Origin of the sequence: Flammeovirga pacifica, from assembly GCF_000807855.2 — a bacterium.
In the GTDB taxonomy this organism is placed as follows: domain Bacteria; phylum Bacteroidota; class Bacteroidia; order Cytophagales; family Flammeovirgaceae; genus Flammeovirga; species Flammeovirga pacifica.
In genome coordinates this window covers 1,102,458-1,119,129 of record NZ_JRYR02000001.1, presented here as the reverse complement: position 1 = coordinate 1,119,129, position 16,672 = coordinate 1,102,458, and the positions used below count along the sequence as shown (strand labels likewise).

At 33.7% G+C, this 16,672-nt stretch carries 10 protein-coding genes; 3 read left to right on the top strand and 7 right to left on the bottom strand.

Annotated elements, in window-relative coordinates; genetic code table 11:
* The first annotated feature begins 19 nt into the window (after positions 1-19).
* From NH26_RS04520 to NH26_RS04510, 3 genes are all read left to right on the top strand, one after another.
* Positions 20-1,858, top strand: coding sequence for a methylmalonyl-CoA mutase family protein (locus tag NH26_RS04520; RefSeq protein ID WP_044222169.1), 1,839 nt, complete (start codon positions 20-22; stop codon positions 1,856-1,858).
* Positions 1,859-1,885: 27 nt separating this feature from the next.
* The gene (gene scpA / locus NH26_RS04515) at positions 1,886-4,033 is read left to right on the top strand and encodes a methylmalonyl-CoA mutase (protein ID WP_044222167.1); all 2,148 of its coding nucleotides are present in this window, start codon (positions 1,886-1,888) and stop codon (positions 4,031-4,033) included.
* Positions 4,034-4,294: 261 nt separating this feature from the next.
* Complete coding sequence (locus NH26_RS04510) at positions 4,295-4,822, top strand: hypothetical protein (RefSeq protein WP_139262856.1); 528 nt, start codon at positions 4,295-4,297, stop codon at positions 4,820-4,822.
* A gap of 81 nt (positions 4,823-4,903) precedes the next feature.
* Here the strand turns inward: NH26_RS04510 and NH26_RS04505 are convergent, their stop codons facing one another.
* From NH26_RS04505 to NH26_RS04475, 7 genes are all read right to left on the bottom strand, one after another.
* Positions 4,904-5,542, bottom strand: a complete 639-nt coding sequence (locus NH26_RS04505) for a hypothetical protein (protein WP_044222161.1) — start codon at positions 5,540-5,542, stop codon at positions 4,904-4,906.
* A gap of 22 nt (positions 5,543-5,564) precedes the next feature.
* Positions 5,565-8,132 carry a TonB-dependent receptor gene (locus NH26_RS04500; RefSeq protein WP_044222158.1) on the bottom strand — a complete coding sequence of 856 codons (2,568 nt, stop codon included), beginning with the start codon at positions 8,130-8,132 and terminating at the stop codon, positions 5,565-5,567.
* Positions 8,133-8,642: 510 nt separating this feature from the next.
* Positions 8,643-10,415, bottom strand: a complete 1,773-nt coding sequence (gene rpsA, locus NH26_RS04495; RefSeq protein WP_044222155.1) for a 30S ribosomal protein S1 — start codon at positions 10,413-10,415, stop codon at positions 8,643-8,645.
* A gap of 284 nt (positions 10,416-10,699) precedes the next feature.
* The gene (gene ispG / locus NH26_RS04490) at positions 10,700-12,664 is read right to left on the bottom strand and encodes a (E)-4-hydroxy-3-methylbut-2-enyl-diphosphate synthase (RefSeq protein WP_044222153.1); all 1,965 of its coding nucleotides are present in this window, start codon (positions 12,662-12,664) and stop codon (positions 10,700-10,702) included.
* A 176-nt stretch (positions 12,665-12,840) separates the two neighbouring features.
* Complete coding sequence (locus NH26_RS04485) at positions 12,841-13,761, bottom strand: helix-turn-helix domain-containing protein (RefSeq protein WP_044222568.1); 921 nt, start codon at positions 13,759-13,761, stop codon at positions 12,841-12,843.
* A gap of 513 nt (positions 13,762-14,274) precedes the next feature.
* On the bottom strand, positions 14,275-14,775 hold the full coding sequence (locus NH26_RS04480) for a flavin reductase family protein (RefSeq protein ID WP_052431948.1): 501 nt from the start codon (positions 14,773-14,775) through the stop codon (positions 14,275-14,277).
* A complete protein-coding gene (locus NH26_RS04475; RefSeq protein WP_044222151.1) occupies positions 14,775-16,661 on the bottom strand; it encodes a GAF domain-containing protein in 1,887 nt (628 codons plus the stop codon). Before NH26_RS04475 ends, NH26_RS04480 begins: the two co-directional genes overlap by 1 nt.
* Positions 16,662-16,672: the final 11 nt, after the last annotated feature.

Sequence of the window (16,672 nt, the reverse complement as noted above, 5' to 3'; positions counted from 1 at the left end):
AATCAAAAATAATATAAAAATGGCCAACAAGTTATTTTCAGACTTCGAGCCGATCAGTAAGGAAACTTGGAAAGAAAAAGTTATTACTGATCTTAAGGGTGCTGACTTCGACCGTAAGCTCGTTTGGAAAACGGAAAACGGAATGCAAATTCAGCCGTATTTCAACCCAGAAGATAGACCTGAAGTTAATACATCCTTAGAGAGCTTAAAAAATATTTTACCTTCTTCTGATAAAGAAGGACTTAACTGGTTGAGTTTACAAAATGTTGTAGGCGAGACAAGTGAAGAAGCAAATAAAAATGCACTTTTCTTATTAGAAAGAGGCGTTGAAGGACTAATTTTCAATGTAGGTAACATTAAAGACTTTGATTTAGAAGTTACTTTAAAAGGTATCAGCATTGAAATGGTTTCTATTGGTTTCGAAAACGTTACTCACCCTAGAACATTAGTTAAGGATTATGTAGGATATCTTCATATTCATGGAGTATCATTAGATAAAGCTAAAGGTTTTGTGAATTTTGATCCAATTTCTAATTGGTCAACTACAGGTTCTTTAGATGCTGAAGGGTTTCAACGTTTAGCAAGATTAATTTCTTATACATCAGAAATGCCTGATTTTAAAGTATTATGTATCAATTCACTTCCTTTTGTGAACTCTGGTGCTAACCATACTCAAGAAATGGCTTTTGCTCTAAACGTTCTAGTGGAATACATTAGTCAGTTAGCAAAATTTGATGTAACACCTGAAAATGTTTTATCTAATGTTTTATTCCAAGCAGCAGTAGCGGGAGATTACTTCCATGAAATTGCCAAATTTAGAGCATTAAGATTATTAGCAATTGAAGTGGCTAAATTATATGATGCAAACTTTGATGAGAAATCTATCGTCATCGTTGGTAATTCATCATTATGGTCTAAATCACTTTATGATCCAAATGTAAACATGCTTCGTAATACAACAGAAGCGATGTCTGCTGTATTGGGTGGTGTAAATGCAATTAATATTGAAGCACACAATGCTTCATATGAAAAACCAACTACTCAATCTCAACGTGTAGCTCTTAATATTTCTCATATCATGAGAGAAGAAGCTTACCTTGGTAAAGTAGCAGACCCATCATCTGGTTCATTCTATCTTGACTCTCTAACAGAAATGTTAATGGATTCAGGTTTGAAATTATTCCAAACAATTGAAGCTGAAGATGGCTTTATTGCTAATTTCAAAGCAGGAAATATCCAGTCTTTAATTGGTAAAACTCGTGACCAAAAAGAGAAATTAATCTCTCAACGTCGTAGTGTTTATGTGGGTACAAACCGTTATCCAAACCAGAACGAAGAGGTTAACCCTGATAATGTTATTATTCCTCATGATCAGTTGGCAGATGTAGAACTTTTACACCCACAAAGAGCTACTCTTCAATTTGAGCAATTGAGATTAAGAACTGAAAAATTTGTAAAAGACGGTGGTCATCGTCCTAAAGTATTCAATGCTTTGTTCGGTAATTTAGCAATGAGAAAAGCTCGTTCTACTTTTGCAATGGATTTCTTTGGTACAGCTGGATTCGTTTCAGTTGAGCAATTCTTTAATTCAGCAGATGAAGCAGTTGAAGCAGCAATCGCTACAGATGGTGATATTATAGTTATTTGTTCTTCAGATCCTGAATATGCTGAACATGTTGAAGCATTTGCTAAGAAGTTTAAATCTTCAGATGCTAAAAGCAAAAAACTAATTCTTGCAGGACATCCAGGCGAAAAAGAAGCAGATTATCTTGCTGCAGGGGTAGATGGTTTTGTTCATGTAAAAACAAACGCTATCCAAACTCTACAACAGTTCCAATCTGATTTAGAGATTGTTTAATTACATGGGTGACAAAAATTGAAGAAAATGAAACCAGATTTTTCAAAAATAGATCTAAATAATATCCAACTAACTTCACCAGAAAAGTTAGTGGAAGAACAAAATAAATGGATTACTGCTGAAGGTATTCCAGTTAAAAAAGGTTTTCAGGAAGAAGATTATTCTACTGCTGAACACCTAAATTTTGCAGCGGGTTTACCTCCTTTCTTAAGAGGTCCTTATTCTGCAATGTACGCTTTAAGACCTTGGACAATTCGTCAATATGCAGGTTTCTCTACAGCTGAAGAGTCAAATGCCTTCTATAAGAGAAACTTAGCAGCAGGTCAAAAAGGTTTATCTGTAGCATTTGATTTAGCAACGCACCGTGGGTATGATTCAGATCACCCAAGAGTAGTAGGTGATGTTGGTAAAGCAGGTGTTGCTATTGATTCTGTTGAAGATATGAAAGTTTTATTCAATGACATTCCATTGGATAAAATGTCAGTATCAATGACAATGAATGGTGCTGTAATTCCTGTATTGGCTTTCTACATTGTAGCGGCTGAAGAATCAGGTGTTTCAAAAGATAAATTAAGTGGTACAATCCAAAATGATATTCTTAAAGAATTCATGGTACGTAACACTTACATTTACCCACCAAAACCATCAATGAGAATCATTTCGGATATTTTCTCTTATACTTCTAAGAACATGCCGAAATATAACTCTATCTCTATTTCTGGTTACCACATGCAAGAAGCAGGGGCAACTGCAGATATTGAGTTAGCTTATACATTAGCAGATGGTTTAGAATATATTCGTGCAGGTATAGCTGCAGGTTTAGATATTGACGATTTCGCACCACGTTTATCGTTCTTCTGGGCAATTGGTATGAACCATTTCATGGAGATCGCTAAAATGCGTGCTGGACGTATGCTTTGGGCTAAGATTGTTAAACAATTCGGACCAAAGAATCCTAAATCAATGGCCTTGAGAACTCACTCTCAAACATCAGGTTGGTCATTATCAGAACAAGATCCATTCAATAACGTTGCAAGAACTGCAATCGAAGCAATGGGTGCTGCACTAGGTCATACTCAATCACTTCACACCAATGCATTGGATGAAGCAATTGCATTACCAACAGACTTCTCAGCTCGTATTGCTAGAAATACTCAGCTTTATATCCAAGATGAGACTAATGTTTGTAAGGTAATTGACCCATGGGCAGGTTCTCACTATGTAGAATACTTGACAAATGAAATCGCTCAAAAAGCTTGGAAACTTATCGAAGAAGTAGAAGAGCATGGCGGTATCGCTAAAGCGATTGAAAAAGGTATTCCTAAAATGCGTATTGAGGAAGCATCAGCAAGAAAACAAGCTAGAATTGACTCAGGTCAAGATACTATTGTTGGTGTAAATAAATACCTTGCTGATGAGAAAACTGAAATTGACGTTCTTGAAATCGATAACACAGCGGTAAGAGACGGTCAAATTGCAGGCTTAAAAGCATTAAGAGAAAATAGAGATCAAGCTAAATGTGAAGCAGCTTTATTAGCCATTGAAAAAGCAGCAGCAACAGGAGAGGGTAACCTTCTTGAGTTGGCTGTTGAAGCCGCTAAATGTAGAGCATCTCTTGGTGAAATTTCAGATGCTATGGAAAAAGATTTCGGTAGATACAAAGCAACAATCAGAAACATTTCTGGAGTTTACTCTCATGAGGTAGCTGGTGATAAAGCTTTTGCTGAAGCGAAAGATTTAGCGAATAAATTCGAGAAATTGGAGGGTAAACGTCCAAGAGTAATGATAGCAAAAATGGGACAAGATGGTCATGACCGTGGAGCAAAAGTTATTGCAACTTCATTTGCTGACATTGGTTTTGATGTTGATATGGGACCATTATTCCAAACACCTGAAGAAGTAGCAAGACAAGCTGCTGAGAATGATGTGGACTGTGTAGGTGCGTCATCATTAGCTGCAGGTCATAAAACACTTATCCCAAGTTTAATTGAAGAATTAAAACGTCTTGGAAGAGAGGATATTTTAGTGTTTGCTGGTGGTGTAATTCCAGAACAGGATTATCAGTTCTTATATGATAACGGTGTAGCCGCTATTTTTGGACCTGGCACAAGAGTTCCTTATTCAGCTAAAACTGTTCTTCAACTATTATTAGAAGAAGAACCAATTACAAAATAGATAATTAGTACAAAGATTACTCTAATTTTTGTACCTATTAGGGATGTCGCAAATTTTGTGGCATCCCTTTTTTTTATAAATTTGATGTCAATATTATAAACTATTTATCTCTTTAATCCCTAACTAAATATTTCTCTCAAAATGACTTTCAAATTTCATTCGATAAAACACCCCATGGCTGTGGCTTATTTTTTAATATTTATGAACTGTATAAGTTTGTATTTTCCACTCATGTATGGTTTAAATTTTTATACTTTAATTATGTTATTTATTATCATACTATTGTGTATATATTATTATTTAAATTATCAGAAAATTCATTGGGTAGAATATGTCATTGAAATGGATGAAAATACTATTTCAGTAAATGGTGAAGTACATAAGTTTAGTGACCTTGATTTATTTGAATTTAGAAAACAATCAATCATGTCAGGGGATAGGTCTCCATTATTTATAAAGTTCAGTAACTCAAAATTTTTATTTCATCCCCCCAAAAAATCAAAGTTAGTACAAGAAAACTATGATGATTTCTTGAATTCGTTTAAAGAAATAATAAAAAATAAAACACTATTAAATAAAGAAAAAGTCCTTTCTAAGTATGCTGTGATGGGATTTGGGGTATTTACTTTATGCTTTTTTGTTGTTATTATTTATATGACTGTAGCATATGGAAAACAAGTATTAAGAAATTTAATGCCTCCATTCTTTATTTGTGTATCAGTTTTTGGAAGCTTAGCAGGGATAAGAATGATACAATTACAAAACATGAAGACAGTTAGAAAAAAATAACTATTTAGGAATTTCATCATTCCATTAAAACAAAAAAGGGTTGATCATTCATGATCAACCCTTTTTATGTATTTTGTATATCTACAATGAAGCTTTGTAATTCCTTGGTGAAGGATAGGTATTAGCTGGATAAGTAGCATAATTGACCTTTACAACATCACCTTCTTTAATTTCAAACTCAGTTTGAGAATTCAAAATATTAGCAATTTTCTGATCTACATCTTCTTGCGTATTACCTCTAGAGTCAAAGTTAGGGTAACTTTCACCTTGAGAGGCGTAATCAGCGTCAGTCAATGTGTATTCATGTACGTGAGCATCCTCTGTAACAGTAAATGTGTAAACAGGAGAAATCTCCCAAGCATTATATTCTGATTTCCATTTTAATGCACTTACAGTATCTACAGTCCCTCTTATAGGACCAGTATAAAACTTATATGTAGCATTCATGATATCACCATCCGTTCCAAAAAACTTTTGGTTAATGATTTGAGCTAATCCACATGTGTCATCTTGAGGTAGATTTTGATCAGAAAAAGAACCAAACCTAACAACATTAGGATTACATGATAATTCATAATCACCCTCTAATAATTCATAATCAATTATAGTAGGGGCAACGCCATTTCCTATTTGATCTCTAATATCTTTTAAGGGGTCACAAGAAAATGCTCCAATTAAGACGAAAAGACCTAAAAATATACTTTTAAAATAGTTTTTCATTTTTGAAAAATGTTATCTCTAATTAGAATTGAACTTTTAATGATGTAGACCAAGTAGTACCTGCACCATAGAATACTTGTGCACTTTGGAAATCATGAGTTGCTCCATCAAATGCATCAGATACATATTCTACATTAAATACGTTATTTACTTTAGTAATAAATGTAGCATTAAAAGGTCCCATAGGGAATCTATAGCTACAGTTTAAATCAAATAAATTATAAGTAGGTACTTGCCAAGCATCAACACTACTTTCAGGACTATTTAATTGAGTTACATTGAAGTCAGCGTATAATCTATCATATAAATTCCAGTCAGCACCAATTTTTAAACCACCAATAATCATATAGTTAATACCTAAAGCTGCGGTTGTTTGTGCTGCATCTCCAACACGAATACCTTCTGCATAAACATCAACAGTACCAATCACTTGTTGTGTATCATCTAGGACAGGAACATCTAAAACGTTTTTATCCCATTTCCAATCACCAATAGATAACATACCAGTGATGTTTAATTTATCATTTGGTCTGATAACGAAATCTAACTCAATTCCTGAGTGAACCGCATCAATACCAGGAATGTTAGCTGAGTAAGATACAGATGAACCGTCAGGCCTTACTGAAGCTCTGTAGAATTTATCTTTCCATGTCGTATGGTATAAGTTAACGTTACCAGAGATTATTTTACTTCTATAACCATATCCTACTTCAAAACTCAAGGCTTTTTCATTTACAACACCTTCGTTAGTATTGTTGTTGAAAGTTGGCCAAACTGAATTAAAGAATGGTTGTCTTGAGAAATACCCTGCATTAGCAAATACATTGTGACGAGAATCAATATTATAGTTAGCACCACCTTTTACATTATATCCAAAATAATTTTGCCAATCAGTTGCTTGATTTTCTGGTCTATATTGGAAATAATCAATTCTTCTAAAAGATTGATTAGAGGCTGCTAAAGATACGAACCCTGATAATTTATCATCAGAATACTCTAATTGAGCATTAACACCTTGCCACCAAACATTACCATCATTATTGTATTGGATTTTATCACCAACTTTAACAGCTCTTCTCTCAGCGCCTACAGCACCAGGTTCAGCACCTCCTACAGATGGATCAAAATAGAATTGACCACCTAATAAGTCTTTAACTTCTCTGTAATGATTTCCTTCATAATATCTGATGTCAAGACCCGTTGTTAAAGTTAATTTATCAGATAATTGATTTGTTAAGGTAGATAAACCACCGTACCAAGAGTGATTGTTTACTGAATTTCTTAAGATAGTTTCAGAACCTTGTCTACCTCTTGCATCGTTTTCATCAACGATTCTATCAAAATCGATAAGACCGTCTTTTCTGTATGGATTACTGAATGAAGGAGAGAACTTATCTACACCTGCACTACCAGATCCACCACCTTGTCCGAATGAAGAATAAATAACAGTAGCTAAATCCATCTTATCATTGATATTCCAGAACCAATTCAATGAGATTTGAGGTTTATGGTAGTAATTTCTAGAAACGTGGTATTCTTGACCATTCTTGTAACCCCAGTCTCCATTGTACTTTAATCCTCTACCAGAAGCTTTGTATTCTGCTAGATTCATTTTATTTCTTCTTTGTCCGTGCCATTGCGGAGCACCAAAAGCAGTAAATGATAATTGATGAGAAGCATTGATTTGCTTAGAGATATTGGCAAAGTATGAATAACCAATGAATGATGTTCCATCAACAAAGCCATTACCTTCTGTTTTTGAACCAGAAAGAGTGACAGCCCAACCATTTTCAGTTTGACCTGTTGATGCAGTGAAACTTAATTTATTATAACCATTGTTACCAATAGCATACATCACGTTTCCTCCTTTTTTAACATCTGTTGTTTTTGTAAGGATATTGATAGTACCACCAACAGAAGGAACAGCTACTTTAGAAGCACCTAAACCACGTTGTACTTGCATACTACGAGTTACATCAGATAAACCAGCCCAGTTAGACCAATATACCGAACCATTCTCCATGTCGTTAACGGGTACACCATTAATCATTACTGCAATGTTTTCAGAAGAAAAACCTCTAAGGTTAATTCTTGAGTCACCATATCCACCACCTGATTTAGTGGCATAAACACCTGGAGTTGATTTTAGAATTTCAGGAAATTCTTGAGATCCTAATTTTTCTTCTAAAACTTCTGGTTTCAAAGTAGATACAGCAACTGGTGTTTTTCTGTCAACAGCAACTGATGCAATAATTTCTACTTCAGCTAAACCAATAGCATCTGATTCCATGAGTTGATCACCAAGATCAATTGTAGAACCATTTAAATCTACTTCCATTTCTATTGTTTGTAAACCAACAAATGAAATGTCTAAGGTCACCGTTCCTGTTTTTGATGTTTTTAAACTAAAGTTACCATCAAAATCAGTGGTCGTTCCTACAGTAGTGCCTTTGATTACAATTGAAGCACCAATTACAGGTTGGTTAACTTCTTTTTCAATGACGATACCTTTAATGATTGTGGTAGCTTCTTGTGCAAAAGTAGTGATTGAAAGGAGTACACTAAGAAGCAACAAAATTGTCTTTTTCATAAATTGAAATAAGATAAAAGAGTTATAATGAATAGATTATTTATTTACAAAAGTGTTAATGAATTCTTAATTAAAACTAATATAAAAAATAGGGTTGATTACTACTTTAAAATTGATACTTAATGTAAAATCTTCTTAAATACTTCTTTGTATAAATCAAATACAAATACGTAAAGTCCTATTTATTAAATGTTTATATGTTTCTGTGTTCGATATAGTCTTAAACTGACTTAATAATAAGAGTCCAAAACTTTAAATAACTTAAATAATCTTAGCGCAAAACTATTATCTTATAACAAAACAAAAAATTTCTTTTTGAAATGTTTTTGATAAAACAATGTAAGGTATTGGTATTCAGTGTAATAGTATAGGTTAACAAGATTAAATATACGCAACCTTAATATTGAATTAACATACCATATTAGTAAAAAGTCTATATAATAAAAACGCCCTCCTAAATTAATAGGAGGGCGTACCTGTATTCTTAAACTTTAAGACTTAATCTTTCGATTATTTTTTGTCTTTAAGTTGTTGTTTCAAGTTAGCTAAAGCATCTAAATCACCTAAAGAAGTTGTAGCTTCTTCGTTTGATCCAGCTTGAGCTTTACCACCTTTCTTAGGAGCAGCTTTCTTTACAGGAGCAGCAACCTCAGCATAAGTGTGTAAGTGAGAAAGTAAGATTCTCTTATCATCTTTCGAGAATTCTAAAACTTTGAAGTCTAATGACTCTCCAGTTTCAGGAGTAGAACCGTCTTCTTTCTTCAAGTTTTTCGCCATAGCGAAACCTTCGATACCGTAAGGAAGTTCGATTACTGCACCTTTATCAGATTTAGAGATGATAGTACCTTTATGCTCTGAATCAGGAGTAAATACAGTTTCGAAGTGTTCCCAAGGGTTCTCTTCAAGTTGCTTATGACCTAAAGCAAGACGACGCTCTTCTGGGTTGATTTCAAGAACGATAACTTCAAGTTTTTCGCCTTGTTTGATGAACTCAGATGGGTGCTTGATTTTCTTAGTCCAAGAAAGATCAGAAACGTGTACAAGACCGTCAATACCTTCTTCTAATTCTAAGAATAAACCAAAGTTAGTCAAGTTACGAACAACACCAGTGTGTTTAGTGCTTACTGCATACTTGTCTAATAAATCTTGCTTAGTCCAAGGGTCTTCAGTCAATTGCTTGATACCAAGTGACATCTTACGCTCTTCTCTGTCGATAGTTAACACTACAGCCTCGATTTCGTCACCAACTTTGATGAAGTCTTGAGGGTTACGTAAGTGCTGTGACCATGACATTTCAGATACGTGAATCAAACCTTCAACACCAGGCATGATTTCTAAGAACGCACCGTAGTCAGCAACGTTAACGATTTTACCTTTAACTTTAGCTCCAACTTCAACATCTTCACCAAGAGAATCCCAAGGATGAGAAGTAAGTTGTTTCATACCTAATGAGATACGTTTCTTGTCATCATCAAAGTCAAGTACAACAACGTTAACTTTTTGGTCAAGCTGCAATACTTCCTCTGGATGAGAAATACGACCCCAAGAGATGTCTGTAATGTGAAGAAGACCATCTACACCACCTAAATCGATGAATACACCGAAGTTTGTCATGTTTTTGATCACACCTTCCAAGATTTGACCTCTTTCTAGGTTGTTCAAGATGCGTTGTTTTTGCTCTTCCAAATCCTTCTCGATAAGGATCTTATGAGAAACAACAACGTTATCATTTGCGTGGTTGATTTTAACCACTTTCAATTCCATCTTCTTACCTACAAATACGTCGAAGTCACGGATAGGCTTCACATCAATTTGAGAACCTGGCAAGAATGCCTCGATTCCAAAGATATCAGTGATAAGACCACCTTTAGTTCTACGCTTGATAACACCTTCGATAACTTCGTCGTTATCCAAAGCACTTTGGATATTCTCCCAAGCACGAACGATTTTAGCTTTTCTTCTAGAAAGAACAAGTTGACCATGATTGTCTTCTTGTTGCTCAACAAATACCTCAACTTCATCACCTACTTTTAGGTCTGGAGTGTCACGGAATTCGTTTGAAGGAACCAATCCATCAGATTTGAAACCAATGTTCAAAACTACGTCACGATCAGTGATTGAAACTACGATAGCTTTTACAACCTCTTGTTCGTTCAGTTGGTTCAATGTACCTTCGTACATTTTTAACATTTCTTCTTTTTCAGCAGCTGTGTAACCGTCGCCGAATGCTGATTGAGAGTTCTCAAACTCTTCCCAGTTGAAGTCTTGTGATTGTTCTGACATAATAAATATGAGCACTTTTTACACTCTTACGCTAGTGCTGTCACATAAGAGATTTATGAATAATTTTATTTGATGAAATGATAACAGAGCTAGTACGTGTAATACATTTCATGATGATGTGCAGAGCTAGTACGTGCAAATCAGCGTGCAAAGATAGGAAATTTATTTTTACAAGAAAAGAATAGGGTGGCAATGCTTTGTTAAAGAGGGTGAATTTGGCTTTGAATATAAGAGTAAAGTGAAAAAAGAAGCCTACACTTAAAATGTAGGCTTCTTTTTAATATTTATAATTGAGATGATTCAGGTTCAAACCAATTTCCATCTCCATCAATAATTTGTATTAATTCATCTACTGCTTTTTCTGAAGGAACAGATCTTTTTACTACTTCCTGACCACGATAAAGGGTTATTTTACCTTTTCCTGATCCAACATAGCCATAGTCTGCATCAGCCATTTCTCCTGGGCCATTGACAATACAACCCATAATCCCAATTTTTAACCCTTTTAAATGATCAGTTCTTTTTCTAATCATTGCTGTTGTTTCTTGTAAATCGAACAAGGTACGTCCACAAGAAGGGCAGGAGATATACTCCGTTTTTGTCATCCTAGTTCTTGCCGCCTGAAGTATACCAAATGCTAAACGGTTACTAGTTGTAAGATGATCAATTAAATCTTTTTTATTTGATGCTCTTAATGGTTTTAAGAAAACACCATCACCAAGGCCATCAATTAGTAAACCACCAATGTCTGTCGAACTATACAATTGTAATTCATCAGCACTGACATCTTGATAGTCTCTTTCAATAATAACAGGAGTTTGAATTCCGGCTTGATATAATTTAAAGAAAAGACTTCTTAGTTCAGGCATGGCATGTTCATTAGATGAACGAATCCATAAAACGATCGATGAGTGATCTTTTATAGAAGATATGAACTCATCTGAGAAAGAATGAATATCACCTTGTATAAAATTAAGTGTAGGATGCTTTTTATTAGAATTTGAAAAACTTTCTACATGAAAAAGAGGAATTGTATTTGAGTCATTTTCCCAAATATCAGCATCTACAATGTTTTTCATACCATTGGGAGACATGAAAGGAAGAGGGCTTTGACCAGTGTAAATAAAATCAGCACCATGATCAGACATTCCCCATTTATCTGAAGCAGGTAAATAATGGTGACCAATTGATTTCAAGTCTGCCATTTGAATATCTTCTACTTGAGAAAAATCAGCAATAACTCTTGGGACATTATGGTCTCCAAAAGTATCAACTTCTATTGTTTTACGTCTCTCATATTTAAACGGATTTTTGGGACTGCTATCAATAGAAGTAGCGATTGTTGTAGCTTTTTCAGCTCTTTGATTATATCTATTGATTAGTGCAGCAGCAACAGGTGCTTCTGCTTCAGGTGCTTCAGTTAATGATACACGAACTGTATCGCCTAAACCATCTTCTAATAAAGTACCAATACCAACAGCTGATTTAACTCTACCATCTTCTCCATCACCAGCCTCAGTAACACCTAAATGTAAAGGGTAAGGCTTCAGACCTTCTTCCTCCATTTTTTGGACTAACAAACGATAGGCTTGTACCATCACTTGTGTGTTACTTGCTTTCATTGAAAGAACAATGTTATGATAATCTAAATCATCACAAATTCTTAAGAATTCCAGTGCAGATTCTACCATTCCTAATGGAGTATCACCATATCTACTTAGAATTCTATCTGATAATGAACCATGATTGGTACCAATTCTCATCGCAGTTCCATATTCTTTACAAATTTCGATCAATGGAACAAACTTCTCTCTTATTCTTTCTAATTCTGCATTATAAGCTTCATCATCATATTCAATGAAATCAAACTTCTTTTTATCTGCATAATTACCAGGATTAATTCTTACTTTTTCGATAAGTTTTGCAGCAACCTCTGCAGCATTGGGAGTAAAGTGTATATCTGCTACTAATGGAACATCATAACCTCTTTCTTTTAACCCATCTTTGATTGCTTTAAGGTTTTGAGCTTCTTTGATACTAGGAGCTGTAATTCTTACATATTCACATCCAGAATCTACCATTCGAATCACTTCTTCAATAGACCCTTCTGTATCCATAGTATCTACAGTGGTCATAGATTGTACCCTAATAGGGTTGTTACCACCCATAGGAATTCCACCAATGTTTACTTCTACGGTTTGTCTGCGATTGTAAGCGTTTATATTATTACAGTACCAGTGCTTATGCATATTGAATTTTGATTAGAAAGTTTATTGTGGCAAAAATAAAGATAAAATTGAATTAAGGTATCAAAAATAGAAAATGTTTACCTTAAATTCATGAACAAAAACGAATAGACATTAAAAATGTTTAGACAAAAAAAAGAGGCTCAAACTTGAGCCTCCACCTTTTGCGTATATTTTTATTAGACGTTCATCAATGAATCACGTCTTCTCATTTTGCCTGCAGGAATTCCGAACATCATTTTAAAACGACGGCAGAAGTAAGCAGTATCTTTATAACCTACTTCAGATCCAATTGCTCGAATACTTTTTCTTGAAGTTCTTAAAAGCTCAACAGCTTTTTCCATTCTTTGGTATTCAATATAATCTTGTGGATTAATACCAGTAAGCATTTTAAAATACTGACCAACATAATCTTCTGATACGTTAGCAACATTAGCTAATATCTTGTTAGATAAATCACTTGAAAGATTATCCTTGATGAAATTGAAAATATCAATAAGACGAGGATCTTTGAAGTAATTAGAGTTAGTCGCAATTTGCTCAACAAACAGTTTTTTCTCTAGTACATGTCTAAATACCTCGATAACAGCATATTCTGTTAGGTTGGTAGCAATTCTATCTTTACCAGGCTTTTCACCTAATGATTCCTTGTAGATTTTATCAATCGCATCATTAACAATAGGCTGTTCTGGTAAAATAAAAGGAGGGATGTCTAATGAATTGAAGAAGTTTACTGAATCAAAAGCTTTGGCATCAAATGTAACTGAAGTAAAACTTGTTTGAATATCATGTATAGAAACATCATCAGTGATTTTTCTTAAATAAGAATCTCTGTCATTGATAAAGCTTTCATTTGATACTTCTGTTGTATCTGTATCACCAAAAGCAATTTCTACTGATTTACCACCAGGTATAAAAACAAGCTCGCCTTTTTTAGCAATTTCAGTTTCACTAATCTGGACAACACCAGACTTTACTTGGATTACCGTGTTTTGCACGTCGTAAAAGTTGGAGACTTTTACAGATCGAATTACATTAAGACTGTTGGATCTAATGAATTTGATATTTAAAGACTCAATAATTTTGTTGTACTCTTCAATCATAGTCATTCTAAATTAATGGGAGAAATATTATATCCTATCAAAGTAATTGGGTATAAGTTTTATTTGAAAATATACTAATTGTACAATTTTCTATTGTTATTTTTAAACTTTGGACATGTATAAAAATACAATTAAAACATTCTATTTATGGTTAAAAATAGTTCCAATACTTAAATAAAATAATAATGAATCTTAAAATCAAGCATTTCGCACTTAAATTTTCACTTTGATACATAAATATCATCTTGTTTAAGTGCAAAATCAATAAATCGGATAATATTTGATGAATCTAATTTTGATTAAAAATCTTGTTTTATGACTTTATTTATATGCTTGAGAATGTTTAATAGCATTATTTGCTGATTTCAAAATATTTGATTGTATAATTGATTCAGGGGTTTAATAAGTTTATGCGTTGTTATAAAAATAGGCAAAAAAATATATCCTATTGAAGATGAATAGGATATATTAATATAAGATCAAATATGTAATATTTTGAGTCTATGTAAACTATTTCGTTGTAGTGTATTTACCTTCTCCATAAAGAAGAGGCTTATCTTCAGAGCTTAGTTGTACTTTTTTTATTACTCCAACAAATATATGGTGTGTAAACCCATCGTGACATTCTTGTAATGAGCACTCCATATTTACTAATGCACCTTTTAGAGTGATATTTGAATTATTGACCTCCCAATTACCCTCATTAAATTTATCTTCTCCATGTTTACCAGTAAATCCAGCAAAACAATTTGATAGATCATCTTGAGTATCGTTTAAGATATGTACATTGAAAGTTTTATTATTAAGGATTCTTTCGTGAGCAGAACTACCTTTATTAACACAGACAATAATACTTGGAGGTGTGTCAGATAGGGAAGTGATAGCTGTAGCTGTAAGGCCATCCTTGCCATCATTTCCATTAGTTGTTACAAGAGTAACAGAAGCTGTCAATTTTCTCATTGCAGCTTTAAAATCATCTACTGATATTGTATTCAAAGTTGGAGTGTTCATTAATTCTTATCTCGTAATTGTTGATGAAGTTTGCCGATTTCCAATTCAAGATCACTTACCTTTTTATTAGCAGTGTTTAATTTCTCTTGGATATCGATATTGAGCATTAAACTCTCTTTCATCGTTTTTTCTTGTAAAGATAATTGCTCATTTTTTATTTGAGCTCTATCTAATAAAATTCTTAGTTCTTTTTCTTTTTTATCTTGATCAGAAATATCTTGAATGTAAGCAATTCGTCTTACGGTATCATCTCTTGATATTTCTGTTATAAAAACTAGAGCAGTAAATACCTCTCCAGAGGCACGCTTTAGTTTCATTGTTTTTCTATTATTAAGAGCTCTTTCGTAACTCTTCCCAAGAATATTTTTGATATTTTGATCCTCAGCAACAATACCAATCTGAAATATATGTGATGCAGCTGGGTTTAGTCGAAGAATGTTTCCTTCGTCATCAAAGGCAATCATTGCATCTAATGCACGTTCAAAGAACAATAAGCTTTCTTCCTCTTGTTCCTCAAGTTGTGTCTGCTTAATTTCCATTTGGTTCTTAGCTTCTTGAAGAAGGAACATGTTTTCTTTTAATGATTCTTCTTTTGAAACTAGTGTTGCATTAGTTTGTTGAGCTTCTTCAAATAACTCATTTGTCTTAGAAGTAGATTGAATAGTTCTTATAGTTAATGCGATAGAAGGAGCTATTTCAGTTAGTAATGACTTCTCTTCAAACGAAAACTCTCTTAAAGAAGCAACTTCTATAACGCCTACAACATCATTTTTAATTGATAAAGGAACTATGAGTATATTTTTTGGTTTAGCTTCTCCTAATCCAGAATTAATAGGAGTGTAGTCGTCAGGAATAACTTGTATTAAGGAAGGAGAATTCTTTAAGAATACTTCTCCAACTTGGCCTTCTCCTACATTATAAGTATCACCTACTTTTTTTCTTCTATGTTGACTATAACAAGCAGTAATGACTAAGTTTTCATTTTCTTTATCATAGAGATAAAAAGCACCTAAAGTAGCCTGCATGTATTCTGTTATTTCCCTTAATGTCTTAGTGCTTAGTTTTTTAATATCCTTGACCGAGAGTAAAAGCTCACTTATTGAAGATAGGCCAGAAGCGATCCACCCTTGTTTCTCGACGCTTTCTTTCTGAAGCCTTACTTGATCACGCATGCTGATTAGTAAGTTGCCTAATATGTCATTTTCGAATATTTCGTAGTTCTCATATAACTTACCATTGGCGATATCTTGTGCAAGTTTGGTGTTTTCCTCAATATGCATTTGATCTTCTAAGAAAATAGCATATCTGGCATTACGATAAGATTGTTTTTTTAAATTCTCAGAAATGTAAAGACAAGTGCCAAAATAAAAGAAAGTGATTAAAGGTATGGATACAAAACCATGGTAGGATCTATTTTCTAGGCTTTCATAAAGTAATGTTGTCAACCACATATCCGTACCTAGTAATACTAAAGAAATGTAGGTCATGACCGTAAGTATAAAATACAATGTCAAGACCGACCAACTTTGGTACATGGTTAGTAAAGTAAGTACCCCAAAAAACGCAAATTGAGCATAAGGTATTTGTGGAGATACAATTAAATACTGTACTTGAAACAAATAAAACGTGAAAGCTAATATATACCTAGGTGAGGTAGATTGAGTACTATTGTACAATAATATAAAATAAGATATTGTGCTTGCTGTGGCTAATCCCAAAGCAATAATCCACTTACCAGTTTCAAAAGATAGGCCTAATGCTAATACAAACATACCTAGTAAGGTAATTTGCATACTTCGGTCAATCCTTTTGTAACTTTCAGAATAATATCCTTCTACACGATCCCTTGATGGGTTGAATTTTTCAACTTCCTGTTGAATTGACATAATAAAAAATC

Bases quoted from the DNA above. Each gene is read 5' to 3' on its own strand.
- NH26_RS04480 (WP_052431948.1), bottom strand. From the start codon at position 14,775: ATGAACACTCCAACTTTGAATACAATATCAGTAGATGATTTTAAAGCT.
- NH26_RS04505 (WP_044222161.1), bottom strand. From the start codon at position 5,542: ATGAAAAACTATTTTAAAAGTATATTTTTAGGTCTTTTCGTCTTAATT.
- NH26_RS04500 (WP_044222158.1), bottom strand. From the start codon at position 8,132: ATGAAAAAGACAATTTTGTTGCTTCTTAGTGTACTCCTTTCAATCACT.
- NH26_RS04475 (WP_044222151.1), bottom strand. From the start codon at position 16,661: ATGTCAATTCAACAGGAAGTTGAAAAATTCAACCCATCAAGGGATCGT.
- NH26_RS04520 (WP_044222169.1), top strand. From the start codon at position 20: ATGGCCAACAAGTTATTTTCAGACTTCGAGCCGATCAGTAAGGAAACT.
- ispG (WP_044222153.1), bottom strand. From the start codon at position 12,664: ATGCATAAGCACTGGTACTGTAATAATATAAACGCTTACAATCGCAGA.
- scpA (WP_044222167.1), top strand. From the start codon at position 1,886: ATGAAACCAGATTTTTCAAAAATAGATCTAAATAATATCCAACTAACT.
- rpsA (WP_044222155.1), bottom strand. From the start codon at position 10,415: ATGTCAGAACAATCACAAGACTTCAACTGGGAAGAGTTTGAGAACTCT.
- NH26_RS04510 (WP_139262856.1), top strand. From the start codon at position 4,295: ATGTTATTTATTATCATACTATTGTGTATATATTATTATTTAAATTAT.